This is a genomic window from Pseudomonas paracarnis (genome assembly GCF_904063055.1).
Taxonomy (GTDB): Bacteria; Pseudomonadota; Gammaproteobacteria; order Pseudomonadales; family Pseudomonadaceae; genus Aquipseudomonas; species Aquipseudomonas paracarnis.
The window spans coordinates 442,954-466,199 of the sequence record NZ_CAJFCN010000001.1; the positions used below are offsets into that span (position 1 = coordinate 442,954).

Annotated in this window: 18 protein-coding genes; 5 read left to right on the plus strand and 13 right to left on the minus strand. The window is 61.2% G+C overall.

Annotation, left to right across the window (positions count from 1 at the left end; all coding sequences use genetic code 11):
• The first annotated feature begins 2 nt into the window (after window positions 1-2).
• On the plus strand, window positions 3-3,068 hold the full coding sequence (locus tag JMV15_RS01990; RefSeq protein ID WP_020300957.1) for an efflux RND transporter permease subunit: 3,066 nt from the start codon (window positions 3-5) through the stop codon (window positions 3,066-3,068).
• A 142-nt stretch (window positions 3,069-3,210) separates the two neighbouring features.
• Window positions 3,211-3,450: a hypothetical protein gene (locus JMV15_RS01995; RefSeq protein ID WP_019817869.1), complete on the plus strand. Its 240-nt coding sequence runs from the start codon at window positions 3,211-3,213 to the stop codon at window positions 3,448-3,450.
• 93 nt (window positions 3,451-3,543) lie between these two features.
• On the opposite strand, the gene JMV15_RS02000 is transcribed toward JMV15_RS01995, so the two are convergent.
• The 3 genes from JMV15_RS02000 to plsB are packed head-to-tail and all read right to left on the minus strand — an operon-like array spanning window position 3,544 to window position 7,233.
• The gene (locus JMV15_RS02000) at window positions 3,544-4,233 is read right to left on the minus strand and encodes a DUF4197 domain-containing protein (RefSeq protein ID WP_003189124.1); all 690 of its coding nucleotides are present in this window, start codon (window positions 4,231-4,233) and stop codon (window positions 3,544-3,546) included.
• A gap of 27 nt (window positions 4,234-4,260) precedes the next feature.
• Window positions 4,261-4,662, minus strand: a complete 402-nt coding sequence (locus JMV15_RS02005) for a YbaY family lipoprotein (protein ID WP_014717218.1) — start codon at window positions 4,660-4,662, stop codon at window positions 4,261-4,263.
• 51 nt (window positions 4,663-4,713) lie between these two features.
• Complete coding sequence (plsB, locus tag JMV15_RS02010; RefSeq protein WP_201491243.1) at window positions 4,714-7,233, minus strand: glycerol-3-phosphate 1-O-acyltransferase PlsB; 2,520 nt, start codon at window positions 7,231-7,233, stop codon at window positions 4,714-4,716.
• Window positions 7,234-7,414: 181 nt separating this feature from the next.
• Here plsB and JMV15_RS02015 point away from each other — a divergent pair, with 181 nt between their 5' ends.
• Window positions 7,415-7,624, plus strand: coding sequence for a cold-shock protein (locus JMV15_RS02015; RefSeq protein WP_003189131.1), 210 nt, complete (start codon window positions 7,415-7,417; stop codon window positions 7,622-7,624).
• A gap of 137 nt (window positions 7,625-7,761) precedes the next feature.
• On the opposite strand, the gene JMV15_RS02020 is transcribed toward JMV15_RS02015, so the two are convergent.
• The 4 genes from JMV15_RS02020 to JMV15_RS02035 all read right to left on the minus strand — a co-directional run bounded on the left by JMV15_RS02020 (window position 7,762) and on the right by JMV15_RS02035 (window position 13,000).
• Window positions 7,762-8,139, minus strand: coding sequence for a hypothetical protein (locus JMV15_RS02020; protein WP_014717220.1), 378 nt, complete (start codon window positions 8,137-8,139; stop codon window positions 7,762-7,764).
• Window positions 8,140-8,193: 54 nt separating this feature from the next.
• The gene (locus JMV15_RS02025) at window positions 8,194-9,003 is read right to left on the minus strand and encodes a putative RNA methyltransferase (RefSeq protein ID WP_019817867.1); all 810 of its coding nucleotides are present in this window, start codon (window positions 9,001-9,003) and stop codon (window positions 8,194-8,196) included.
• On the minus strand, window positions 9,003-10,154 hold the full coding sequence (gene dapE, locus JMV15_RS02030) for a succinyl-diaminopimelate desuccinylase (RefSeq protein WP_005785553.1): 1,152 nt from the start codon (window positions 10,152-10,154) through the stop codon (window positions 9,003-9,005). The genes JMV15_RS02025 and dapE overlap by 1 nt, the downstream gene beginning before the upstream one ends.
• Window positions 10,155-10,408: 254 nt before the next feature.
• The gene (locus JMV15_RS02035) at window positions 10,409-13,000 is read right to left on the minus strand and encodes a glycosyltransferase (RefSeq protein WP_201491244.1); all 2,592 of its coding nucleotides are present in this window, start codon (window positions 12,998-13,000) and stop codon (window positions 10,409-10,411) included.
• A gap of 217 nt (window positions 13,001-13,217) precedes the next feature.
• Here JMV15_RS02035 and tcdA point away from each other — a divergent pair, with 217 nt between their 5' ends.
• Entirely contained in the window at window positions 13,218-14,027 is an 810-nt protein-coding gene (gene tcdA, locus JMV15_RS02040) for a tRNA cyclic N6-threonylcarbamoyladenosine(37) synthase TcdA (RefSeq protein WP_019817865.1), read from the plus strand.
• A 117-nt stretch (window positions 14,028-14,144) separates the two neighbouring features.
• Here the strand turns inward: tcdA and JMV15_RS02045 are convergent, their stop codons facing one another.
• The 4 genes from JMV15_RS02045 to JMV15_RS02060 form a co-directional block, all read right to left on the minus strand.
• On the minus strand, window positions 14,145-14,558 hold the full coding sequence (locus JMV15_RS02045; protein WP_019817864.1) for a SufE family protein: 414 nt from the start codon (window positions 14,556-14,558) through the stop codon (window positions 14,145-14,147).
• The gene (locus JMV15_RS02050) at window positions 14,555-15,760 is read right to left on the minus strand and encodes an aminotransferase class V-fold PLP-dependent enzyme (RefSeq protein ID WP_019817863.1); all 1,206 of its coding nucleotides are present in this window, start codon (window positions 15,758-15,760) and stop codon (window positions 14,555-14,557) included. Before JMV15_RS02050 ends, JMV15_RS02045 begins: the two co-directional genes overlap by 4 nt.
• 67 nt (window positions 15,761-15,827) lie before the next feature.
• On the minus strand, window positions 15,828-16,862 hold the full coding sequence (dapD, locus tag JMV15_RS02055) for a 2,3,4,5-tetrahydropyridine-2,6-dicarboxylate N-succinyltransferase (protein WP_014717226.1): 1,035 nt from the start codon (window positions 16,860-16,862) through the stop codon (window positions 15,828-15,830).
• 31 nt (window positions 16,863-16,893) lie between these two features.
• A complete protein-coding gene (locus tag JMV15_RS02060; RefSeq protein ID WP_229999207.1) occupies window positions 16,894-17,202 on the minus strand; it encodes an arsenate reductase in 309 nt (102 codons plus the stop codon).
• A gap of 279 nt (window positions 17,203-17,481) precedes the next feature.
• On the opposite strand from JMV15_RS02060, the gene JMV15_RS02065 reads away from it, so the two are divergent.
• Complete coding sequence (locus JMV15_RS02065; RefSeq protein ID WP_014717228.1) at window positions 17,482-19,125, plus strand: Na+/H+ antiporter; 1,644 nt, start codon at window positions 17,482-17,484, stop codon at window positions 19,123-19,125.
• 11 nt (window positions 19,126-19,136) lie between these two features.
• On the opposite strand, the gene dapC is transcribed toward JMV15_RS02065, so the two are convergent.
• Window positions 19,137-20,336: a succinyldiaminopimelate transaminase gene (dapC, locus tag JMV15_RS02070; protein WP_020300963.1), complete on the minus strand. Its 1,200-nt coding sequence runs from the start codon at window positions 20,334-20,336 to the stop codon at window positions 19,137-19,139.
• A 143-nt stretch (window positions 20,337-20,479) separates the two neighbouring features.
• On the minus strand, window positions 20,480-23,182 hold the full coding sequence (locus JMV15_RS02075; protein ID WP_014717230.1) for a [protein-PII] uridylyltransferase: 2,703 nt from the start codon (window positions 23,180-23,182) through the stop codon (window positions 20,480-20,482).
• Between the last annotated feature and the right edge of the window lie 64 nt (window positions 23,183-23,246).

Sequence of the window (23,246 nt, forward strand, 5' to 3'; positions counted from 1 at the left end):
CCATGGGTTTCAATCTTTCCGAATGGGCGTTGCGTAATCGCCAGATTGTACTGTTCCTGATGATCCTGCTGGCCGTGGTTGGCACCTTGTCCTACACCAAGTTGGGACAAAGCGAAGACCCGCCCTTTACCTTCAAGGCCATGGTGATCAAGACCAACTGGCCTGGAGCCACGGCCCAGGAGGTCTCGCGCCAGGTCACTGAGCGAATCGAGAAAAAACTCATGGAGACCGGTGAGTATGAACGCATCGTGTCGTTCTCCCGTCCTGGTGAATCCCAGGTCACCTTTATTGCCCGTGATTCGATGCGTTCGGCGCAGATTCCTGAGTTGTGGTACCAGGTGCGCAAGAAAATCAGCGACATCCGCCACACCTTGCCGCCGGATATCCAGGGGCCGTTTTTCAACGACGAGTTCGGCACCACCTTCGGCAATATCTACGCCCTGACCGGCGACGGCTTTGACTATGCGGTGCTCAAGGACTACGCCGACCGCATCCAGATCCAGCTGCAACGCGTCCCGGATGTGGGCAAGGTCGAGCTGCTCGGCCTGCAGGACGAGAAGATCTGGATCGAGCTGTCCAACCTCAAGCTCGCCACCCTCGGCTTGCCTCTGGCTGCGGTACAACAGGCGTTGCAGGAGCAAAATGCGGTGTCCACCGCCGGCTTCTTTGAAACCCCCACCGAGCGCGTGCAACTGCGCGTTTCGGGCAACTTCAAGACAGTAGAGGAGATCCGCAACTTTCCGATACGCGTGGGGGATCGCACCTTCCGCATCGGTGACGTGGCTGACATCCATCGAGGCTTCAACGACCCACCGGCACCGCGCATGCGCTACATGGGCGCAGATGCCATCGGCCTGGCCGTGGCCATGCGCGACGGTGGCGACATCCTCGTACTGGGCAAGGCCCTTGAAGCGCAATTCGCACGCCTGCAAAAGAACCTTCCGGCAGGGATGGAGCTGCGCAAGGTGTCGGACCAGCCGGCAGCTGTGAAGACCAGCGTCGGCGAATTCGTCCAGGTATTGGCTGAAGCGCTGGCGATTGTTTTGCTGGTGAGCTTTTTCTCCCTCGGCGTGCGCACCGGCATGGTCGTCGCCCTGGCGATTCCGCTGGTACTGGCGATGACCTTTGCCGCCATGTATTACCTGGGCATCGGCCTGCACAAGATTTCCCTGGGCGCCTTGGTCTTGGCCCTGGGCTTGCTGGTGGATGACGCGATCATCGCCGTGGAAATGATGGCGATCAAAATGGAACAGGGCTACGACCGCCTCAAAGCCGCGAGTTTCGCCTGGACCAGCACCGCATTCCCCATGCTCACCGGCACCCTGATCACGGCCGCAGGCTTCTTGCCGATTGCCACCGCGCAATCGAGCACTGGCGAATACACCCGTTCGATCTTCCAGGTGGTGACCATTGCACTGCTGGCCTCCTGGGTGGCGGCCGTGGTGTTTGTGCCCTACCTGGGGGAAAAACTCCTGCCCGACCTGGCGAAGATTCATGCGGCCAAACACGGCACCGACGGCCCGGACCCTTACGGCACACCCTTCTATCAGCGTGTAAGGCGTCTGGTGGAGTGGTGCGTGCAGCGGCGTAAAACCGTGATCGTGCTGACCCTGCTGCTGTTTATCGGCTCGGTTGCACTGTTTCGCTTCGTGCCGCAACAGTTCTTCCCGGCTTCCGGTCGCTTGGAGTTGATGGTCGACCTGAAACTGGCCGAAGGCGCTTCCCTGAGCAACACCGCCGAACAGGTCAAGCGCCTGGAGGCGTTGCTCAAGGAGCATGCCGGCATCAATAACTATGTCGCCTACGCGGGCACCGGTTCGCCACGGTTTTACCTGCCACTGGACCAGCAATTGCCCGCTGCCAGCTTCGCCCAGTTTGTGGTGCTGGCTAACACCATCGAGGAGCGAGAAAGCCTGCGCACCTGGCTGATCGAAACCCTCAACGAGCAATTCCCCGCCCTGCGTTCGCGGGTCACGCGCCTGGAGAACGGCCCGCCCGTAGGCTACCCCGTGCAGTTTCGTGTGACTGGCGAGCACATCGAAGAAGTCCGTTCGCTGGCGCGCAAAGTGGCGGCCAAGGTTCGCGAAAATACCCATGTGGTGAATGTGCATCTGGACTGGGAAGAACCGAGCAAAATCGTATACCTGAATATCGACCAGGACCGTGCCCGTGCCCTGGGTGTGAGCACTGCCAACCTGTCGAAATTCCTGCAGAGTTCCCTGACCGGCGCCAGCGTCAGCCAGTATCGGGAGGACAACGAATTGATCGAGATCCTCCTGCGCGGCACGGTGCATGAGCGTAGCGAGCTGTCGCGCCTGCCAAGCCTGGCCGTGCCCACCGACAATGGTAAAAGCGTGGCGCTGTCGCAAATTGCCACCCTCGAATATGGATTCGAAGAAGGCATCATCTGGCGTCGCAACCGTCTGCCCACAGTGACCGTACGGGCCGATATCTATGGCAAGGAACAGCCGGCGACCCTCGTGCAGCAGATCTTGCCGACGCTCGCCGATGTGCGAGCCGAGCTGCCGGACGGCTATCTGTTGGAGGTGGGCGGTACGGTTGAAGACTCTGCGCGGGGGCAAAACTCGGTGAAGGCCGGCGTGCCGCTGTTTATCGTGGTGGTGCTGACCTTGCTGATGCTGCAACTGCGCAGCTTTTCGCGCACGGCCATGGTCTTTCTCACCGCACCGTTGGGGCTGATCGGCGTGACCTTGTTTCTGTTGGTGTTCCGCCAACCCTTCGGTTTCGTCGCCATGCTCGGCACCATCGCGCTGTCGGGCATGATCATGCGTAATTCGGTGATTCTGGTGGACCAGATAGAACAAGACATCAAGGCCGGCCTGGCACCCTGGCAGGCAATTATCGAAGCCACCGTCCGACGCTTTCGCCCGATTGTGCTGACGGCGCTGGCAGCGGTGCTGGCGATGATTCCGTTGTCGCGCAGTGTGTTCTTCGGGCCCATGGCTGTGGCGATCATGGGCGGGTTGATCGTGGCGACGGCGTTGACACTGTTGTTCTTGCCGGCGTTGTACGCGGCTTGGTTCAGGATCAGGAAGGACGTGGAGTAAATCTGTGACTGTTTTTGGGTGGGCCCAATGGGAACCTTTTTTTCAGGCTTGCCACAGATAGTTACCTGTTCGCAGGTACTTTATTCGGTGGTTTTTATCACGTGGATAACATTTCCAGAACGTTCATAGAGGCGAAATAGATATGCTCCTACAAGCAGTGGGAAACTTTTACTCGGTGATTGGTATGATACTGGGCGGCGGTCAGATGGGCGGCGCTTGCGCCAAACATTCACATAATGACTCCGTCAGTCGGCGTGAGCTTTCGGACGCGCTCAAATCGTTCAAATACGATCATCCCCAGCCCACCACTAATTTTACGATCAACAACAGCGTTTCCAACGCGAACAGCAATGCGAATACCAACGCTCAAATCGGCCGTTGAATGCGCTGAGTTCTGATATTCAGCCATTGCAAACACTCTGCACCCGCAGAGTGTTTGCCGCGTTACGTCCCGGTACAAGTCGCTGGCGAAGGCTTAAAGTGCCCCAAACACCTTCTTGGCCAAGCTGGTGGCTGCCGCCGCCGGGTTCTTGCGAATGGTTTCTTCCTGCTGCGCAATCATCTTGAACAAACCATCCAGCGCCTGCTCGGTCACGTAGTTTTCGACGTTGGCGCTCTTGGCATCCACGGCGCCAAAGGCTGCGGCCTTGCCGGCCAGAGCGTTGTACTGCTGAGCCACGCCGACTTTGTCGGTGGCGGCCTTGACGATGGGCAGGAACTTGGCGCGAATTTCTTCACGGCTGCTTTTGTTCAGGTACTGGGTGGCGGAGTCCTGGCCTCCACTGAGAATGCCCTTGGCGTCGGTCACGCTCATGTTCTTCACGGCGTTGACCAGAATTGGCTGGGCCTGGGTCACGGCGGTTTCTGCGGCCTTGTTCATGCTGGTTTCCAGTTGCGTGACCTGGTCACCCATACCAAACATTTTAAGCTTGTCCGCGACTTTGCCGAGTTTGCCCGGCAGGCCGATCTTCACGTCCGGGTTGTTGCTGAAACCACCGGGCGTCCCGAGTTGTTTCACAGCAATCTGTGCACCTTGGGTCAAGGCATCCTTGAGGCCGCCGCTGGCGTCACCCTGGGACAGGCTGCCCAGATCCAGGGCCATGGCGTTGGCGCCGAACAGCAAGCCAGCACACAGGGCGGTGAGGCGAAGAGATTTGCGGAGCATGGGCGCTTCCTTATGAAGTGGGAATGATCAATGTGCGGCCGCATCTACCCGCAGGCGCAGCGGTTGTGGGTCCTGGCCGTTGAGTTGCACGGTGTGCCGCTCGGTGGTGATAAACAGTAGCTTGCCGTCCAGCTCGATGCGAGCGCTGACCGAATAGGTGTGGCCCGGTTTGACCTGAGCCGGGTCATAGCTCAGGTGAAACGGCAGCGGCACCTGGCCTTTGACCGGGCCTTTCTGTTCGGCGAGGGTCACGGCCGGGGCGTCCATCAGGGACACGTCCTGCAGGCTGACACTCAAGGTGGCGGCCGGCGGCAGGGCGATGCGTTGCAGGTAGAACACTTCGCCGTCCAGACTGGCCTTCGGGGTTGGGGTCATCGAGTGGCAGGCTCCGAGCAGGGCGGTCAGGCCCAGAAGGATGAGTTTTTTCACGGTGCAACTCCTTTTCAACGGCGCCGGAATCCGCCCGACGCCTCGTTCAATTTAGCGGTTTTCTTCAGGAGGGGCGGCAACCGGTTCAGGCGCGGTCTCGGTTGCGCCGTCCACGCGGTGCAAGGCCACCTGGCGGATCGACAGGCGAATATCCGCCGGCAACACGCGTTTGGCCGCACCTTCTGCCAGTTCGCCGAGCAGGTCGTGATAGCCCAGCTTGCCGGCTTCATCGCGGCGCAGCACATCTTGCTCCAGCAACGTCTGGATGAAATGTCGGAAAAGGCTCTTGTCGAAGAATTCCGGAGCGTTGAGGCCGTGCAGGATTGACAGGCGCTGGGCCATGATCGTGCACAGGTCTTCCAGCTCTTCGGCGCTGATACTGTTCTGGCCGCTGTTGAGCAGCAACGAGATCGCCATGTAGAAGCGTTGCAGGGTCTGGGCGATGCTCTTGGACAGCAGCGTCAGCAGCACAAAGTGCCGCGAACTCGGCGCCGGGCGCAGGTACACGGCGTTTTCGAAACGCAGCAGGCCTTGTTCGACAAACGCGTCCAGCCATTGATCGACCACGTTGTCCAAGTCGTCCAAGGACCAACGAATAAACAGTTCCGATTGCAGGTACGGGTAAAGCGCGTGGGTGTAGCGCAGGATCTGTTCGCGGCTCATCCGCGAGCTGCTCTGGAAGAAGCTCGCCAGCAACGCCGGCAGGGCGAAGATGTGCAGCACGTTGTTGCGGTAGTAGGTCATCAGGACGGCATTCTGCTCATCCAGATAAACGATTTTGCCCAGGGCGTCACTCTGCTCGGACAACAGGTTCATGTCCTTGACGTGCTTGATCAGCGCCAGGCCATCGCCTTCCGGCAGGGTGGTGTAGGGCGAGTAGGGCACACGACGCAACAGCGCCAGGTACAGGTCCAGCTGGCGGGCCATGGCCTGTTCATCCAGCGCCAGGCGGGTGGTGGACAGCAGGGCCAGCGCCACCAGGTTCACCGGGTTCACCGCAGCGGCTTCGTTCAAATGACGCGCCACCTGTTCGCCGAGGCGATTGGTGGTTTCGTTGAGCCAGGCCGGTTTGTAGTTCGGCCCCAGTTCCTGGGCGCGCCAGTCCGGTTGCTCGGCGTCGAGGAACTCTGCCAGCTTGATCGGTTCGCCAAAGTTGACTGCCACTTGGCCGAAGCGCTGCTTGAGCGCGCCGACCACTTTGAAGATATCGAAGATCGACTCTTTCTTCTTGCTGGCGCCACGCAGTTCGCCCAGGTAAGTGCGGCCTTCGAGGACACGCTCATAGCCGATATACACCGGCACGAACACGATAGGCATGCGCGAGGAGCGCAAGAAGCTGCGCAGGGTGATCGCCAACATCCCGGTTTTCGGTTGTAGCATGCGCCCGGTGCGCGAGCGGCCGCCTTCGACGAAGTACTCCACCGGGAAGCCCTTGGTAAACAGGGTGTGCAGGTATTCGTTGAACACCGAGGTGTACAACGGGTTGCCCTTGAAGGTGCGGCGCATGAAAAACGCACCGCCACGGCGCAGCAGGCTGCCGATCACCGGCATGTTGAGGTTGATGCCGGCGGCTATATGCGGTGGGGTCAGGCCGTTCTTGAACAGCAGGTAGGACAGCAGCAGGTAGTCGATATGGCTGCGGTGGCAAGGCACGTAGATCACCTCGTAGCCTTGGGCCACCTTTTGCACGCCTTCGATGTTATTGACCTTGATGCCGTCGTAGATCTTGTTCCAGAACCAGCTCAAGACCACTTCCAGGAAGCGGATCGCGGTGTAGGTGTAGTCCGAGGCAATTTCGTTGCCATAGCGCAGGGCCAGGGCCTTGGCTTTTTCCGGCGAGATTTTTTCGCGTTCGGCCTCATCAGAAATGGCCTGGCGCACTAGCGGCATATTGACCAGGCCCTTCACCAGATTACGGCGGTGGGACAGGTCGGGGCCGATCACCGCCGTCTTCAGGTTACGAAAGTGCACACGCAAGATGCGCTGGGCCATGCGCACGGTGCGTTCGTGGCCTTTATTGTGCTCGATCAATTCGCGCAGGTTGATAGGCGCGGAGAATTGCACACGGGTCTTGCGCCCCAGGATCAGGATGCTCAACAACCGGCGTAGACGCCCGGTGACCGCCCAGCTGTCGGCGAATAAAAGCTTCCAGGGGCTGGACTCGCTTTCGGGGGATTGGCCCCAGAACACACTGACCGGAATGATTTGTGCATTCTCTTCGGCGTGTTCGGTGAGGGTATTGACCAGCCGCGTCAGGGTGGGTGGTGCGCCACGCTTGTCCTGGCGCCCAAGCCAATCCGGATCCGGCGTGAGGTAGAAGAACGCCGCAGGCTCCATCAACGGCCCCACTGACACTGGCAGCACCGGGCGTGGCAGGCCGGCCTTGGTGCACTCGGCGTCGACCACTGCCAACTCGGTGAGGGAGGGTGATTGCAGGACGTAGAAAACCGGCCGGCTGCGGTCCAGGTTAAGGGTGAGGGACGACTGGTTGATCGTCTCTGAGCGAACCCAGAGGTACAACAGTCGGCGCAAGGTGCCAAACACCAGACGGCGGAACGGGGAGCGGGTCATAGGCGAACTGCTTCAAGTGGAAAAAACCGAGCAGGCGCTCGGGCGGGTAGTGTGCCGTATTCGCCGAAAATCGGCAAAAAAGCAGCGATGTAAAGTTGAGTTGATGGTTTTTGAGCCTGTCTTATACTCGGCAGTTCAATGCGAGCGACTCAACAATAAAAAAACCAGTGGGAGTGAACAGATGACAACGCGTGAAACCGGCAATGTGAAGTGGTTCAACGATGCAAAGGGCTACGGCTTTATCCAGCGTGAAGATGGCAAGGATGTGTTTGTGCACTACCGCGCCATTCGCGGTGAAGGCCACCGCTCGTTGGCCGAAGGCCAGCAGGTGGAATACGCCGTGGTGACCGGCGAGAAGGGCTTGCAGGCGGAGGATGTGGTCGGCCTGTAACAACTTGGTCTTGATAACCCAATCAACTGTGGGAGCTGGCTTGCCTGCGATAGCATCACTGTGGTCTGACTGATAGACCAAGGTGTCTGCATCGCAGGCAAGCCAGCTCCCACATTGATTGGGTTGGCAATGGGCTGTCAGGCGGTTTTCCAAGTGATCTGTTCTTCACCGTCTACGCTGATGCGAATCCAGGTGTCGGCACTTTCCTCACCCTCTTCTTCAACCCAGGTGCCCGGCGCGCAGCGCACTTCAACGTTCAGCGCGGCAAACGCGGCGCGGGCGCAGGCGATGTCGTCGTCCCACGGGGTCTGGTCGCTTTCCAGGTACAGGCTGTTCCATTTGCCCACCGCCTTGGGCAGCCAGGTCACCGGCACGCTGCCGGCCTTGCACTTGTAGGTCTGGCCTTTCTGGACCCAGTCGGTGCACGGGCCCAGGGCGGCGCCCAGCCAGGCGGCGATGGCCTTGTGATCGACGTCGGCGTCCTTCAGGTAAATCTCAATATCGGGTTGGCGCATGGATGTTCCTCGTTGCGGGATTCGAAAATCCATTCGCGGGTGGGTGAACGTCAGTCATTGAAGCACGAAATAATCGTAACGCATCGACACCGTGACCTGCAGCGGCTCGGCCGCCTCGATCACCTCGTGGCGGCGCTCGGCACTGGCTCGCCAGCCGTGGGGCGTCATCGCCAGCAGGTTGGCGCGGTCCTGGGCTTCGGCCAGGCTCAGGGTGAATTCCAGTGTTTCACTGTGTGCCAGGTGCATGCCATTCGGCACCAGGGCCAGATGTTTATCGTCGGTATACTCGCGTACCTCGTCGTAAAGACGCTCGCGCAGTTCCATCAAGTGGCCGCTGGTCGGGCCGACCTTCATCAAACCGCCGCCGGGACTGAGCAGGCGCTTGGCCTCTTGCCAATCCAACGGGCTGAACACGCTGGCGAGGAACTGGCAGCTGGCATCGGCCAATGGCACGCGGGCCATGCTGGCGATCAACCAGGTCAGCGCCGGGTTGCGTTTGCACGCGCGCTTGACCGCTTCCTTGGAGATATCCAGGGCATAGCCATCGGCGTGGGGTAGGGCCTGGGCAATTTGCGCGGTGTAGTAACCCTCGCCACACCCAATGTCGACCCAGCGCTGCGGTGCACGCTCGGCGGCCAGTTCGGCCAGGCGCTTGGCCACCGGGGCGTAGTGCCCGGCGTTGAGGAAGTCGCGGCGCGCCTCGACCATGGCCAGGTTATCGCCTGGGTCGCGGCTGTTCTTGTGCTGCACCGGCAACAGGTTCAGGTAACCCTGGCGCGCGCGATCGAAACGGTGCCCGGCCGGGCACGCCACGCCACTGTCCACCGCATTGAGCGGTGCGCTGCAAATGGGGCAGGCAAGCATCAGGCGAGCAACTTGATCAGGGTCTGGTAGTAGATTTCGGTCAGCACATCGAGGTCGCTGGCCAGGATGCGTTCGTTGACCTGGTGGATCGTCGCGTTGACCGGGCCCAGCTCGACCACCTGAGTGCCCAGCGTGGCGATAAAGCGCCCATCGGAGGTACCGCCGCTGGTGGATGCCTTGGTCTCACGCCCGGTGATCGCCTTGATACTGGCAGATACCGCATCCAGCAGCGCACCCGGCTCGGTGAGGAACGGCAGGCCCGATAGCGCCCAGTCCACATGCCAGTCCAGGCCATGTTTATCCAGGATCGCCGCGACCCGCTGTTGCAGACCCTCGACGGTGGACTCGGTAGAGAAGCGGAAGTTGAATACCGCCGTCAGGTCGCCGGGGATCACGTTGGTGGCGCCGGTACCCGAATTGAGGTTGGAAATCTGGAAACTGGTCGGCGGGAAGAAGGCGTTGCCGTCATCCCAATGCTCGGCAGCCAATTCAGCCAGGGCCGCCGCAGCCAGGTGGATCGGGTTCTTCGCCAGATGCGGGTAAGCCACATGGCCCTGTACACCGCGCACGGTCAAGGTGGCACCGAGGGAGCCACGACGGCCGTTCTTGACCACATCGCCCACCAGGGTCGTGCTCGACGGTTCGCCGACGATGCACCAGTCCAGGCGTTCCTTGCGCGCGGCCAGACGTTCGATCACCGCCTTGGTGCCATGGTGCGCCGGGCCTTCTTCGTCGCTGGTGATCAGGAAGGCGACCGAACCCTTGTGGTCCGGGTAGTCGGTGACGAAACGTTCCGCTGCCACCAGCATCGCCGCCAGGCTGCCTTTCATGTCAGCCGCGCCACGGCCACAGAGCATGCCGTTTTCATCGATCAACGCGTCGAACGGGTCGTTCTGCCAGGCCTGTACCGGACCGGTCGGCACCACGTCGGTGTGACCGGCAAAGCACAGCACCGGACCTTCATGCTTGCCATGGGTGGCCCAGAAATTGTCCACATCTTCGATGCGCATCGGTTCAAGCGCAAAACCGGCGTCGCCCAGGCGCTGCATCATCAGCTTCTGGCAATCGGCGTCGATCGGCGTGACCGACGGGCGACGGATCAGGTCGATGGCCAGTTGAAGGGTCGGCGAAAGGTCGGCATGGGCCGTCATGGGGGGAACTCCGGAAAGCGTGTGATGGGCGCAGGACGAATGTGGAAATACAGAGCCTGGAGCGACGCAACTCCAATGTGGGAGCTGGCTTGCCTGCGATAGCATCGCTGCGGTGTGCCTGTCAGACCGCGGCGTCTGTATCGCAGGCAAGCCAGCTCCCACATAGAATTGGGCCAGGCCAAGTCTCACAAACGGCCGTTATCTTATAGCAAAACGGCGGCCAAGGGCCGCCGTTTAGTGCATCGCGTGACTTTTTACGCCGCCGGCGCAGCCTCAGGCGCCGTCGAAGGTTTGGGCAGCGACGACAAGAACGCCATGATCAGCGCCGCCACGTACGGCAGCGACTGCACCAGCAACATCACCACCCAGAAGCGAATGTCGTTGCTCGGCAGGCCTTGCACCAGGTAGATCCCCAGCGCCGCGCCCCACAGCAGCAGCATGATGAACATTTCTTCGCGGGCTTCGGAAATGGCCACCCAGAAGCCGTGGTTATCGGCGTTTTTCGGCGTGCGAAAGAACGGAATGCTGGTGGTGAAGAAACCATACAGCACCGCCTTGGCGATGGTATGGGACAACGCCAAACCGGCCAGGGCCGCGCAGAACGCATCTTTCAAGTTCACGCCTACCGCACGACGGTAGAGGAAGATGATCTTGCCGACCTTGAACACGAACAACGCCAACGGCGGGATCGCGAAAATCAGCAATGGCGGGTCGACCCGAGTCGGCACGATGATCATCGCCGCAGACCACAACAGGGCGCCGACGGTAAAGAAGATGTTCATACCATCGGCCACCCACGGCAACCAGCCCGCGAGGAAGTGGTAGCGCTGACCGCGGGTCAGCTCGGTGTCCTTGCCACGTATCAGGCTGGCGGTGTGGCGCTTGATGATCTGGATCGCGCCATAGGCCCAGCGGAAACGCTGTTTCTTGAAGTCGATAAAGGTATCCGGCATCAAACCCTTGCCGTAGCTGTCGTGGTAGTACGCCGCCGACAAGCCTTTCTCGAACACACGCAGGCCCAGTTCGGCGTCTTCACAGATGCACCAGTCGGCCCAGCCCAGCTCTTCGAGCACCGAGCGGCGTGTCATGGTCATGGTGCCGTGCTGGATGATCGCGTCGCGGTCGTTACGGGTGACCATACCGATATGGAAGAAGCCCTTGTATTCGGCGTAGCAGAGCTTCTTGAAGGTGCTTTCGTTCTGGTCGCGGTAATCCTGGGGCGACTGCACCACGGCGATTTTCGGGTCGGCGAAGTGCGGCACCATGTGCTTGAGCCAGTTGGGCGATACGCAGTAGTCCGAGTCGATCACCGCGATCACTTCGGCATCCTTGGCGGTGTGCGGGATCAGGTAGTTCAGCGCGCCGCCCTTGAAACCGGCCAGGGGCGCAACGTGGAAGAACTTGAAGCGCGGGCCCAGGGTTTCGCAGTAGTCGCGTACCGGCTCCCACACTGCCGGGTCCTTGGTGTTGTTGTCGATGATCAGGACTTCGTAGTCCGGATAGTCGAGGGCGGCCAGGGCGTCGAGGGTCTGTTTGACCATTTCCGGCGGCTCGTTGTAGCACGGCACATGGATCGACACTTTCGGGCGGTAGTCCGAATCGCCTTCCACGGGCAGGAATTCACGCCGACGCTTGTGGGTCCAGACTGCTTCCGCCAGCTCATGGGCTTCGGTCAGCAACACAATGAACACGCCCAGGGCGCCGAGTGCCAGCAACACCCCGACCGTCACGCTGAACCAGGTGCTGTATTGCTGGCTGTAGTCGTAGCCGATCCAGACCAGCACCGACCCGCACAGGAACGCAATGAAGGTCAGGAAGGTACGGCCCCGCTGGCGCAGGGCCGAGCCATCGATCATCAACAGGGTCAGGGACAGCAGCGCAAGCACCACTGAACCGATGGCCAGTACCCGCCATTGCGGAATCGCCACCACCGGGCCGTCAAAATTGAATTTCTGCTGGCGCGCGGCGTTGAATACACCCCAATACGCACCCGCCGAACCTTCATCGCTGACCTTCCACGGCTGGTCGAAGGCCTCGATCACGAAGTAGTTGTAACCCTGGCGATTGAGCTTGTTGACCAGTGTACGCAGGTAAATCGCCTGGTCTGCCGGCGACGATTCATTGCCGCCGCGCATACGGCCGTTGCTCGGCCAGCCCACTTCCGACAGCAGCAGTGGCTTTTTCGGGAAGGCTTTCTTCAGGTCCTTGGCGCGGTCCAGGACGTACTGGCCGGCCTTGTCCATTGGGATGTATTCCCAGAACGGCAGGATGTGCGCGGCGATCAGGTCGACGTGCTTGGCCAGTTGCGGGTTCTTTTCCCAGATGTGCCATTGCTCGGAGGTGGTCACCGGGACTTTCACGGCGGCGCGCACGCGGTCGAGCAGCACGATCAGGGCTTCGGGGGTGATTTCTTCCCGGAACAACGCTTCGTTGCCCACCACTACGCGCACGACACTGCGCGAGGTGTTGGCGATCTCGATAGCGCGCTGGATCTCCCGCTCGTTACGCTCAAGGTCCGGGCTGATCCAGATCCCCAGGGTCACGCGCAGGCCGAACTCTTCGGCCAGCTTGGGAATATCGCCCAGGGGGCCGTCCACCGAGTAGGTACGGATGTTGTCCGTCAGCTTGCTCATGATCGCAAGGTCCTGACGCATCTGTTCGTCGGTAGGGTACTGGCCTTTCTGCGGGTACTGGCCTTGCTGGAACGGCGAGTAGGAAAAACCGGAGATCTGATCGGGCCAGTTGGGAGCGGTGACCGGGCGGTTGATCAGCGCCCAGAAACCGGTGAACAGCGCGGCAATCGCCACCACCACCACCAGGTTGAGTCCAAATTTACGCGATGCCATGGTTATGTCGGGTTCCAAAGGGTGCGGAACGAAAGAGGTGTCGGCCTACGCCGAACGGCGCGCATCCTACACCGGCCCTTCCCTGAGCGTACAGCAGACAGAGAAAAGCCGGACGTTAGTCTGCGAAACTCCATCTAAGTTCTTCACTTGTAACTTGTAGCTTAAAACTTGCTGCTGCGTAGCCCTATAATGCGCGCCGGTTTTTGGGGTAATGATGATGAGTACAGAAGATCCGCGGTTTGCAGGCGTTGCCCGCTTGTACGGCCTTGAGGGCCTGGAACGCTTGAAAGCGGCCCATGTGGCGATTGTCGGCGTCGGCGGCGTGGGTTCCTGGGCGGCAGAAGCGATTGCCCGCTGCGGGGTGGGTGAGATTTCGCTGTTTGACCTGGACGATGTCTGCGTCAGCAACAGCAACCGCCAGTTGCATGCCCTGGACAGCACCGTGGGCAAGCCCAAGGTCGAAGTGATGGCTGAGCGCCTGCGCGGCATCAACCCCGATTGCACCGTGCACGCGGTGGCAGACTTCGTCACCCGCGATACCATGGCCGAGTACATCACGCCGACTATCGACTGTGTGATCGACTGCATCGACGCGGTCAACGCCAAGGCGGCGCTGATTGCCTGGTGCAAGCGCCGCAAGATCCAGATCATCACCACCGGCGGCGCCGGTGGGCAGATTGACCCCACGCTGATCCAGGTGTGTGACCTGAACCGCACCTTCAATGACCCGTTGGCCTCGAAAGTGCGCTCTACCTTGCGCCGCGATTATGGCTTTTCGCGCACCGTGACTCGTCATTACAGCGTGCCGTGCGTGTTTTCCACCGAGCAACTGCGCTATCCCAAGCCCGATGGCAGCATTTGCCTGCAGAAGAGTTTTGTCGGTGATGGCGTGAAGCTGGACTGCGCGGGCGGGTTTGGCGCGGTGATGATGGTCACAGCCACGTTCGGCATGGTGGCGGCCACCAAGGCGGTAGACAAGATCGTGGCGGGAGTGCGCAGGCCGTCGGAGCGCATCAAACCCAGCTAAATCTCATTGCCGAACATAGATCCAAATTGTGGGAGCTGGCTTGCCTGCGATAGCGGTGTGTCAGCCACTGAAAATACTGACTGATTCGCCGCTATCGCAGGCAAGCCAGCTCCCACATTATTTCTGTGTACGCGTCAGGTCTCGCATGCGTTGCAGTACGGCATTCAAGCCATTGCTGCGCGACGGCGATAACTGGCGCGACAAGCCCAGTTGATTGAACCAGTCAGGCAGGTCAACCGCTTGCAGTTCATCAGCCGACAGCCCATTGACCCGCGCCAGCAGCAACGCCACCAACCCACGAATCATCCGCGCCTCGCTGCTCGCCGTAAACTGCCAATGGCCGTCCTGCAAGCGCCCCACCAGCCACACCAGGCTTTCGCAACCGTGCACCAGATTAGCGTCGACCTTTTCGTCATCAGCCAGGGCGGGCAAGCGTTCACCCCATTGCATCAGCACCCGGGCGCGCTGCTCCCAACTGCCAATGGCCTGGAAGGCTTGCAGTGCGGCGTGTGCCCCCAGCGGCAAGCTCATCGCAGCATGTCCAGCGCCTGGTCCAACGCTTCAAAAAAGCGCTCCAGGTCGTCGGAATCGTTGTAGAGCGCCAGTGAAACGCGGATGGCGCCTGACAGATTCATCGCCTTCAACAGCGGCATTGCGCAGTGGTGACCGGCACGCACAGCAATGCCTTGCTCGGTCAGCAGGTGGGCGAGGTCGGCGTTGTGCACGCCCGCCACCACAAAACTCACCAGCGCCACCTGCGGCGATCCCAGCACGCGTACGCCATTGCGGGCCTTAAGCCCACGCAGCAGGTAGTCATGCAGGGCGGCTTCGTGGGCGATCACCGCCGAGGGATCCAGTGAACTCAGGTAATCCAGGCTCGCGCCCAGGCCGATCACACTGGCAATCGGAGGAGTGCCGGCCTCGAAACCCAGTGGCGCGGGGCGAAAGCTGGCGCTGTGGTAGTCGGCCTGTTGCACCATCTCGCCGCCGAACTGCCAGTGGCGCAGGTGGTGCAGGGCCTCATTACGGCCGTACAGCACACCCACGCCGTCCGGGCCGTAGAGTTTGTGGCTGGAAAACACGTAGAAGTCGCAGCCCAGGGCCTGCACGTCGTGACGGCCATGGACGATGCCTTGGGCGCCGTCCACCACCGTGAGGGCGCCGTGTGCCTGGGCCATCGTCAGCAAGGCTGGCAGCGGCTGCCAGGCACCGAGCACGTTGGATAACTGGCTCACCGCCAGCAAGCGTGTGCGTGGGCCAACCAAGCTGGCCGCGGCGTCCAGGTCGATGACGCCGTCATCGTCCAGAGGCAAGACCACCAGTGTGAGTGCGCGGCGTTTGGCCAATTGCTGCCAGGGCAACAGGTTGGCGTGGTGTTCCAGGGCGCTGATGGCAATCTCATCGCCCGCATTGAATAAGTGCTCCAGGCCATAGGCCAGGAGGTTTAGCGCAGAGGTTGCGCCGTGGGTAAACACGACCTGCCCGCTGTCACCTGCGTTCAACCACTGCGCGACCTTGCTGCGGCTGTCTTCGAACGCCTGGGTCGCATGGGCTCCGGGCAAATGCTGAGCACGGTGCACATTGGCTGCGCCATTGGCGTAGTAATGACTGATGGCATCCAGCAGGGCTTGGGGTTTTTGCGTGGTCGCGGCGCTGTCCAGATAGGTCTGGTCTTGCCGTTGCAGGGTGGCGATGGCCGGGAAATCGGCGCGCCAGGGGGAGGGCACAAGCATGGTTATCAAGACTCGTATAAGCGAGCCGCCCCCGAAGGTGCGGCCGCTAGTGGCATCGAGTGGCTGCTTAGTTGTGAGCGTGCAGCGCTTCGTTCAGTTCGATGGCCGATTTGTGGGTTTTGCACTCCACGGCACCGGTCTCGGAGTTACGACGGAACAGCAGGTCTGGCTGGCCAGCCAACTCACGCGCCTTGACCACCTTGACCAGTTGGTTCTGCTCATCCAGCAGGGCAACCTTGGTGCCGGCGGTGATGTAGAGGCCCGACTCCACGGTGTTGCGGTCGCCCAATGGGATACCGGTACCGGCGTTGGCGCCGATCAGGCAGCCTTCGCCCACCTTGATCACGATATTGCCGCCGCCCGACAGGGTGCCCATGGTGGAGCAACCGCCGCCCAGGTCCGAGCCCTTGCCGACGAATACGCCCGCCGATACGCGGCCTTCGATCATGCCCGGGCCTTCGGTGCCCGCGTTGAAGTTGACGAAGCCTTCGTGCATCACGGTGGTGCCTTCGCCTACGTACGCGCCCAGGCGGATACGAGCAGCGTCAGCGATACGCACGCCAGCCGGTACGACGTAGTCGGTCATTTTCGGGAACTTGTCCACCGAGAACACTTCCAGCAGGTCGCCACGCAGGCGCGCTTCCAGTTGGCGCTCGGCCAGTTCATTGATGTCGATAGCGCCCTGGCTGGTCCAGGCCACGTTCGGCAACTGCGGGAACACGCCGGCCAGGCTCAGGCCGTGGGGCTTGACCAGGCGATGGGACAGCAGGTGCAGCTTGAGGTAGGCCTCAGGCGTGGAGGTCAGCGCTGCGTCTTCGGCCAGCAAGGTCGCGACCAGCGGGGTGTGGCTTTCGGCCAGGCGGCTGAGCAGGGCGGCCTGGGTAGCATCGACGCCTTTGAGCGCGTCGGCCAGTTGCAGGGCCTGGCTCACGGTGAAGGTGATCGCCTGGTTGCCTTCGGTGTAACCGAGGATCGGTGCGATGGCGGCAACGATTTCAGCCGACGGGTTGAGCAAGGGCTGTGCGTAAAACACTTCCAGCCAAGCACCTTGGCGGTTCTGAGTGCCGACGCCGAAGCCCAGGCTGAACAGGGAATTGGACATGCTGTTACCTCTACAAAAATGGAAGGCTGGCCTACTTGAGGGCCGCCGAATAACTATCTGGCTTGAAGCCAATCAGGGTTCTGTCACCGAGATCGAGCACCGGGCGCTTGATCATCGAGGGTTGTGCGAGCATCAATTCAATGGCTTTCGACTGATCGAGATCGGCTTTGCGTTCGTCTTCGAGTTTGCGAAAGGTGGTGCCCGCACGGTTCAAAACCACCTGCCAACCGTGCTCGTTGCACCATTGGGTCAAGTGTTCGCGGTCGATACCGGCTGTTTTGTAGTCATGGAACTCATAGCTCACCCCGTGCTCATCGAGCCAGGTGCGCGCCTTTTTCATGGTGTCGCAGGCTTTGATGCCGAAAAGGTGCAAGGTTTTGCTTGAAGCACTCAAGGAATTGCCCCCCTTTGGACGTATGAAAATGAAAGATCGCCGATTATGCCACGACCAGCGGGTTTCGGCGCCGCTCGTCAACAGCGTGCGACTTTTGCGCAAAGTGCCAGTGCGCAGCATAGGCGAGTAACATAGCCAGGTAACATAGCCGGGTAATATGGCACTTCAACGGCCAGTTGTTGCCTGATGTGTCGTTGCAAGTCGATTGTCCGGGAAACCCGCGTTATGCAAACCGCCTACACCGTTCTTATCCTGCTGATGCTGGTCAGCCTTTCGCGCCTGGTCGGGCGCATCATCCCACTGCCGTTGCCCCTGGTGCAGATCGCCGCCGGCGCCTTGCTGGCCTGGCCCACGTTGGGGCTGCATGTGGCGCTGGACCCGGAGCTGTTCCTGTTTCTGTTCCTGCCGCCGCTGCTGTTTTCCGATGGTTGGCGCATGCCCAAGCGCGAGTTGTGGCGCCTGCGTGGTCCGATCCTGACGTTGGCGGTGGGGCTGGTGCTGTTCACCGTGGTGGGCGCTGGTTACTTTATTCATTGGTTGCTGCCCTCGATCCCCTTGCCGGTGGCCTTTGCCCTGGCAGCGGTTTTATCCCCGACGGACGCCGTGGCAGTGTCGGCCATTTCCCAGAACCGTTTGCCCAAGCCGCTGATGCACATGCTCCAGGGCGAAGCCTTGATGAATGACGCGTCGGGCCTGGTGACCTTCAAATTTGCCCTGGCCGCGGCGTTGACCGGGGTCTTTTCCCTGGCGGATGCCAGCCTGACGTTTGTACTGGTGGCAGTGGGTGGGTTGGCGATCGGCGTGGCGCTGAGCTGGCTGGTCGGCCGCCTGCGCGCCTGGATGATCGCGCGCGGTTGGGATGACCCGGCGACCCATGTGGTGTTCATGTTGCTGCTGCCCTTTGCTGCGTACGTACTGGCTGAACGCCTGGGCGCGTCCGGCATTCTCTCGGCGGTGGCGGCGGGCATGATGCAAAGCTGGCTCGACCTGCTGCCGCGCCAGACCAGCACGCGTTTGCTCAACCGCAGCGTCTGGTCTCTGCTGGAGTTTGCCTTCAATGGCCTGATTTTCCTGCTGCTCGGCCTGCAACTGCCGGACATCATCAAGGCTGTGGTCAGTCATGAAACCACGCTGTGGCCCACCTTGATGTATCGCTGCCTGGATGTGGTGGCGATCTTCCTGGTGCTGGTGGTATTGCGCTTTATCTGGGTGCAGAGCATCTGGCGGCTGTCGGGGTTGCTGCGCAGGCTGCGTGGCAAAAGCGCGCTGACCCTGGTGCCGACGGCCCGCTCCTGCTGGTTACTGACCGTCGGCGGTGTTCGCGGAGCGGTGACCCTGGCGGGCGTCATGTCGGTGCCCTTGTTGCTGGCGCCGGGCCAGGATTTCCCTGAGCGTGACCTGCTGATCTTTATCGCTGCCGGGGTGATCCTGCTGTCGCTGGTCGCTGCCTGCATCGCGCTGCCGTTACTGCTGCGTGGCGTCGAAAAAGGCCCGGATGAAAAACGCCACAACGAAGTGCGCGAGGCCTGGAAAAAGACCGCCGTGGCTGCAATCCATGCACTGGAGGCCCAGGAACCCGCTGAAGCCGAAACACCGGACGCCGCTCAAGCGGCACTGGCCACCGAGCTCAAGGCGCGGCTGATGGCGGAGTATCGTCATCAGTTGGATGTGTTTAATGATTCGGCTGAAGCCCAGGCGCTGGCGCTGCAGATGGACCAATTGGAGCGCAAGCTGCGGCTCAAGGCCCTACGCGCGCAACGGTTGGAGTTGTACAGCTTGAGCCGTCATCACCAGATTGGTGATGACGTGTTGAGGGAGGTGTTGGCGGAGTTGGATATGAGCGAGGCGAATTTGGGTCACATGAAGTGACCGGTAGGCCCTTAACGGCGACGCTGGATAAAGTCGCGAATCCGCTCAGCCGCTTCCACGCATTCGGCTAACGGCGCAACCAATGCCAGGCGCACACGCCCCGCGCCAGGGTTAAAGCCGTCCACTTCGCGCGACAGGTAAGAGCCCGGCACCACCGTCACATGTTCTTCCACGAACAAATCGCGGCAGAAAGTGGCGTCGTCACCCTCTACATTCGGCCACAGGTAAAAGCCGCCGTCCGGGCTTTGCACGTCCAGCACCGGCTTGAGGATCGCCAGCACCGCGTCGAACTTCTCGCGGTACAGGTCGCGGTTGGCCAGTACGTGGGCTTCGTCCTGCCAGGCCGCAATGCTTGCAAGCTGGGTTTGCACGGGCATCGCGCAGCCGTGGTAGGTGCGGTACAGCAAAAAGGCCTTGAGGATCTCGGCGTCGCCGGCCACGAAGCCTGAGCGCAGGCCTGGCAGGTTGGAGCGCTTGGACAGGCTGTGGAACACCACGCAACGCTTGAAGTCCTGGCGCCCCAGCTCGACGCAGGCGCTGAGCAGGCCCGGCGGTGGGGTTTGCTCGTCGAAGTACAACTCGCTGTAGCACTCGTCGGCGGCGATGACGAAGTCATATTCGTCGGCCAGGGCGATGAGTTTTTTCAGGGTGTCGACCGGGATCAGCGCGCCGGTCGGGTTGCCTGGGGAGCACAGGAACAGGATCTGGCAACGTTTCCAGATGTCGGGGGAGACGGCGTCGAAGTCCGGGTTGAAGCCATTGCTGTCCAGGCACGGCAGGTAATGCGGCTTGGCCCCGGCCAGGAACGCGGCGCCTTCGTAGATCTGGTAGAACGGGTTGGGGCTCACCACCAGCGCGTCGTCGCCACGGTTGACCACGGTCTGGGTGAAGGCAAACAGCGCCTCGCGCGTACCGTTGACCGGCAGGATGTTGCGTGCCGGGTCCAGCCAGCCCTTGGGCACGTTGAAGCGACGTTCGCACCAGGCGCCGATGGCTTCGCGCAGGGCCGGAATACCCAAGGTGGTGGGGTACACCGCCATTTGATCGAGGTTATTGCTCAAGGCCTCGGCAACGAAGGCCGGTGAGGTGTGCTTGGGCTCGCCGATGGATAGCGCAATCGGGCGCTTGTCCGGGTTCGGCGTCACGCTGCCGAGCAGAGCGCGCAGTTTCTCGAAGGGGTAGGGCTGCAACTGGTTAAGGGCGTTGTTCATATAAGCCTCTGTCACGGTGAGCGCGGATCCTGTGGGAGCTGGCTTGCCTGCGATGGCCTCACTGCGGTCGACCTGACGCACCGAGGTGTCTGCATCGCAGGCAAGCCAGCGCCCACATGACTCCTGTTCACAAAGTTAAGAATTCAAATGGTCAGGCGCGTCAGCTCGACGCCGGGTTCCTGGCTCACGCTCAATTGCTCCACGATCGCCGCTTGCAAACGCAGGCACAGCTGCGGGTCGGACAGCGGCTGGTTATCGGCATCGGTGATAAAGAACACGTCTTCCACACGCTCGCCCAGGGTCGCAATCTTGGCGTTCTGCAACGACAGGTCGAACTCCAGGAAAATCCCGCCGATGCGTGCCAGCAGGCCCGGGCGATCCGGTGCGCTGAGCTCCAGCACCGTCACCGGTCGCTGTGCGTCGTTGGAGATGGTCACCTGGGGCGCAAAGGCAAAGTGCTTGAGCTGGCGCGGCACCCGGCGCTGGATGATGGTGGGGTAGTCGTCGGGGTTGCGCAGGGCTTCGGTAAGACCTTCGCGGATCTTTTTCACCCGCGCCGGGTTATCGCCAATTGAGTCGCCGTCGGTGTCGAGCACGATGTAGGTGTCGAGGGTGAACTGGCTGCTGGAGGTGATGACCCGGGCGTCGTGGATGTTCAGGTTGAGCTGGTCCATGGCCGCCACGGTCACGGCAAAGAAGTCGTGCTGGTCGGGGGCGTAGATGAAGATCTGCGTGCCGCCTTCGAATTCGCGCTGGGTGGTTTCCTTGATCAGGACCAACGGGCCGCCATCGGCGGGTTGCTGCAGGATCGCGTCGCTGTGCCAGGCCACGTCGCCGGCGGTGTGGCGCAGGAAGTAATCGTCACCCAGTTGCGACCAGAGTTGCTCGACGTCGTCCGGGTCGTTACCGCCGCGCACCAGGATATCCAGGGCTGCGCTTTGGGTGCGGCGGATCTGCTCTTCGCGGTCCACCGGGTTCTCCAGGCCACGGCGCAGGGCGCGCTTGGTCTCGGTGTATAGCTGGCGCAACAGGCTGGCGCGCCAGGAGTTCCACAGCGTCGGGTTGGTGGCGTTGATGTCGGAGACGGTCAGCACATACAGGTAATCCAGGCGGGTTTCATCGCCGACGATGCCGGCAAAGTCGTGGATCACCTGCGGGTCGGACAAGTCCTTGCGCTGGGCCGTGGTCGACATCACCAGGTGGTTCTGCACCAGCCAGACAATCAGGCGGCTGTCCCACACCGGCAACTGGTGGCGCTGGCAGAAGGCTTCGGCATCGACCGCGCCGATCTCCGAGTGGTCGCCATGCCTGCCCTTGCCGATGTCGTGGTACAAGCCGGCCAGGTAAATCAACTCGGGCTTGGGCAGCTTGGCCATCAGCTTACTGGCCAGCGGGAATTTCTCTGACACCTGGGTGTACTGCAACTTACGCAGATGCTTGATCAGGTTCAGGGTGTGGGCATCGACGGTATAAATATGGAACAGGTCGTGTTGCATCTGCCCGACGATAAAGCCGAACTCCGGCAGGTAGCGCCCGAGAATGCCGTAGCGGTTCATGCGCCGCAGGTTGCGATGGATGCCGATGCGGCACTTGAACAGCTCGATAAACAGGCTGGTGTTGCGGATATCGTTGCGAAAGTCGTCGTCGATCAGGTGACGGTTTTCCCGCAGCAAGCGGATGGTGTCAGCGCGCACGCCTTTGATCTCCGGCTGCTGGGCCATCAACACAAAGATTTCCAGCATGGCGAACGGTGTGCGGCGGAACACGTTGTCGTTACGCGCTTCGATATAGCCGTCATGCAGTTGGAAACGCGCGTTGATCGGCTGCGGCGGCGCTTCGTCTTCGGGAGCCAGGATCACTTCTTCGAAGTGCTGGATGATCAAGTCGCTGAGCTGAGCAATGCTCATGACCACCCGGTAGTACTGCTGCATGAAGCTTTCAATGCTGGTCTTCGCATCTTCGCCTTCAAAGCCCAGAAGGGTAGCGATAGAGCGCTGGTGGTCGAAGAGCAGGCGGTCTTCGGAACGACCAGCCAGCATGTGCAGGGCGTAGCGCACCTTCCACAGGAACTCCTGGGACGAGGCCAGCAGAGTGTTTTCGCTCTCCACCAGAAAGCCTTCGCCAGCCAGGGCGCGCAGGTTCAGCGTGCCGTATTGGCGGCGCGCTACCCACAAAATCGTCTGGATATCCCGCAGCCCGCCCGGTGAGCCTTTGACGTTGGGTTCCAGGTTGTATTCGGTGTCGTTGTACTTGTGGTGCCGGGCTTTTTGTTCGGCGCGCTTGGCCAGGAAAAAGTCTTTGCTTGGCCACATGTGTGCGGTGCTGGTGACTTCGAGCATGCGCTGGCGCAGGCGCTCGGGGCCACAGATGGTGCGGCTTTCCATCAGGTTGGTGACCACCGTCAGGTCCGCACGGGCCTCTTCCGCGCATTCGTCCACCGAGCGTACGCTCTGGCCGACTTCCAGGCCGATGTCCCACAGCAACGTCAGAAAGCGCTCGATGGAATCGCGAAAGGTCTCGTGATCGGCTTTGTCCAGCAGGATCAGCAGGTCAATGTCGGAGTAGGGGTGCAGTTCGCCGCGACCGTAGCCGCCGACCGCCACCAGGGCGATATCGGCGTCGAAACTCCAATTGAACTGCTCCCAGGCCTTTTGCAGGATGTTATCGACGAACCAGGCGCGGTCTTCGATCAGGCGGCGAATATCCCGGCCACTGCGAAAGCGCGCATCGAGCACCTCGCGGGCTTGGCGGATGGCCTTCTTGAAGGCGGCGATGGGGCTTGCCTTCAATGCCAGCTCGGCCTGGAACTGGCCACGGTCGAAGAGTTCGGGATCCACCTGGGGCATCGATCGGCTTTCCTTTCTATCTATCAGTCAGTCACAACACGCTGTGGGAAAACCTGGGCAGCCT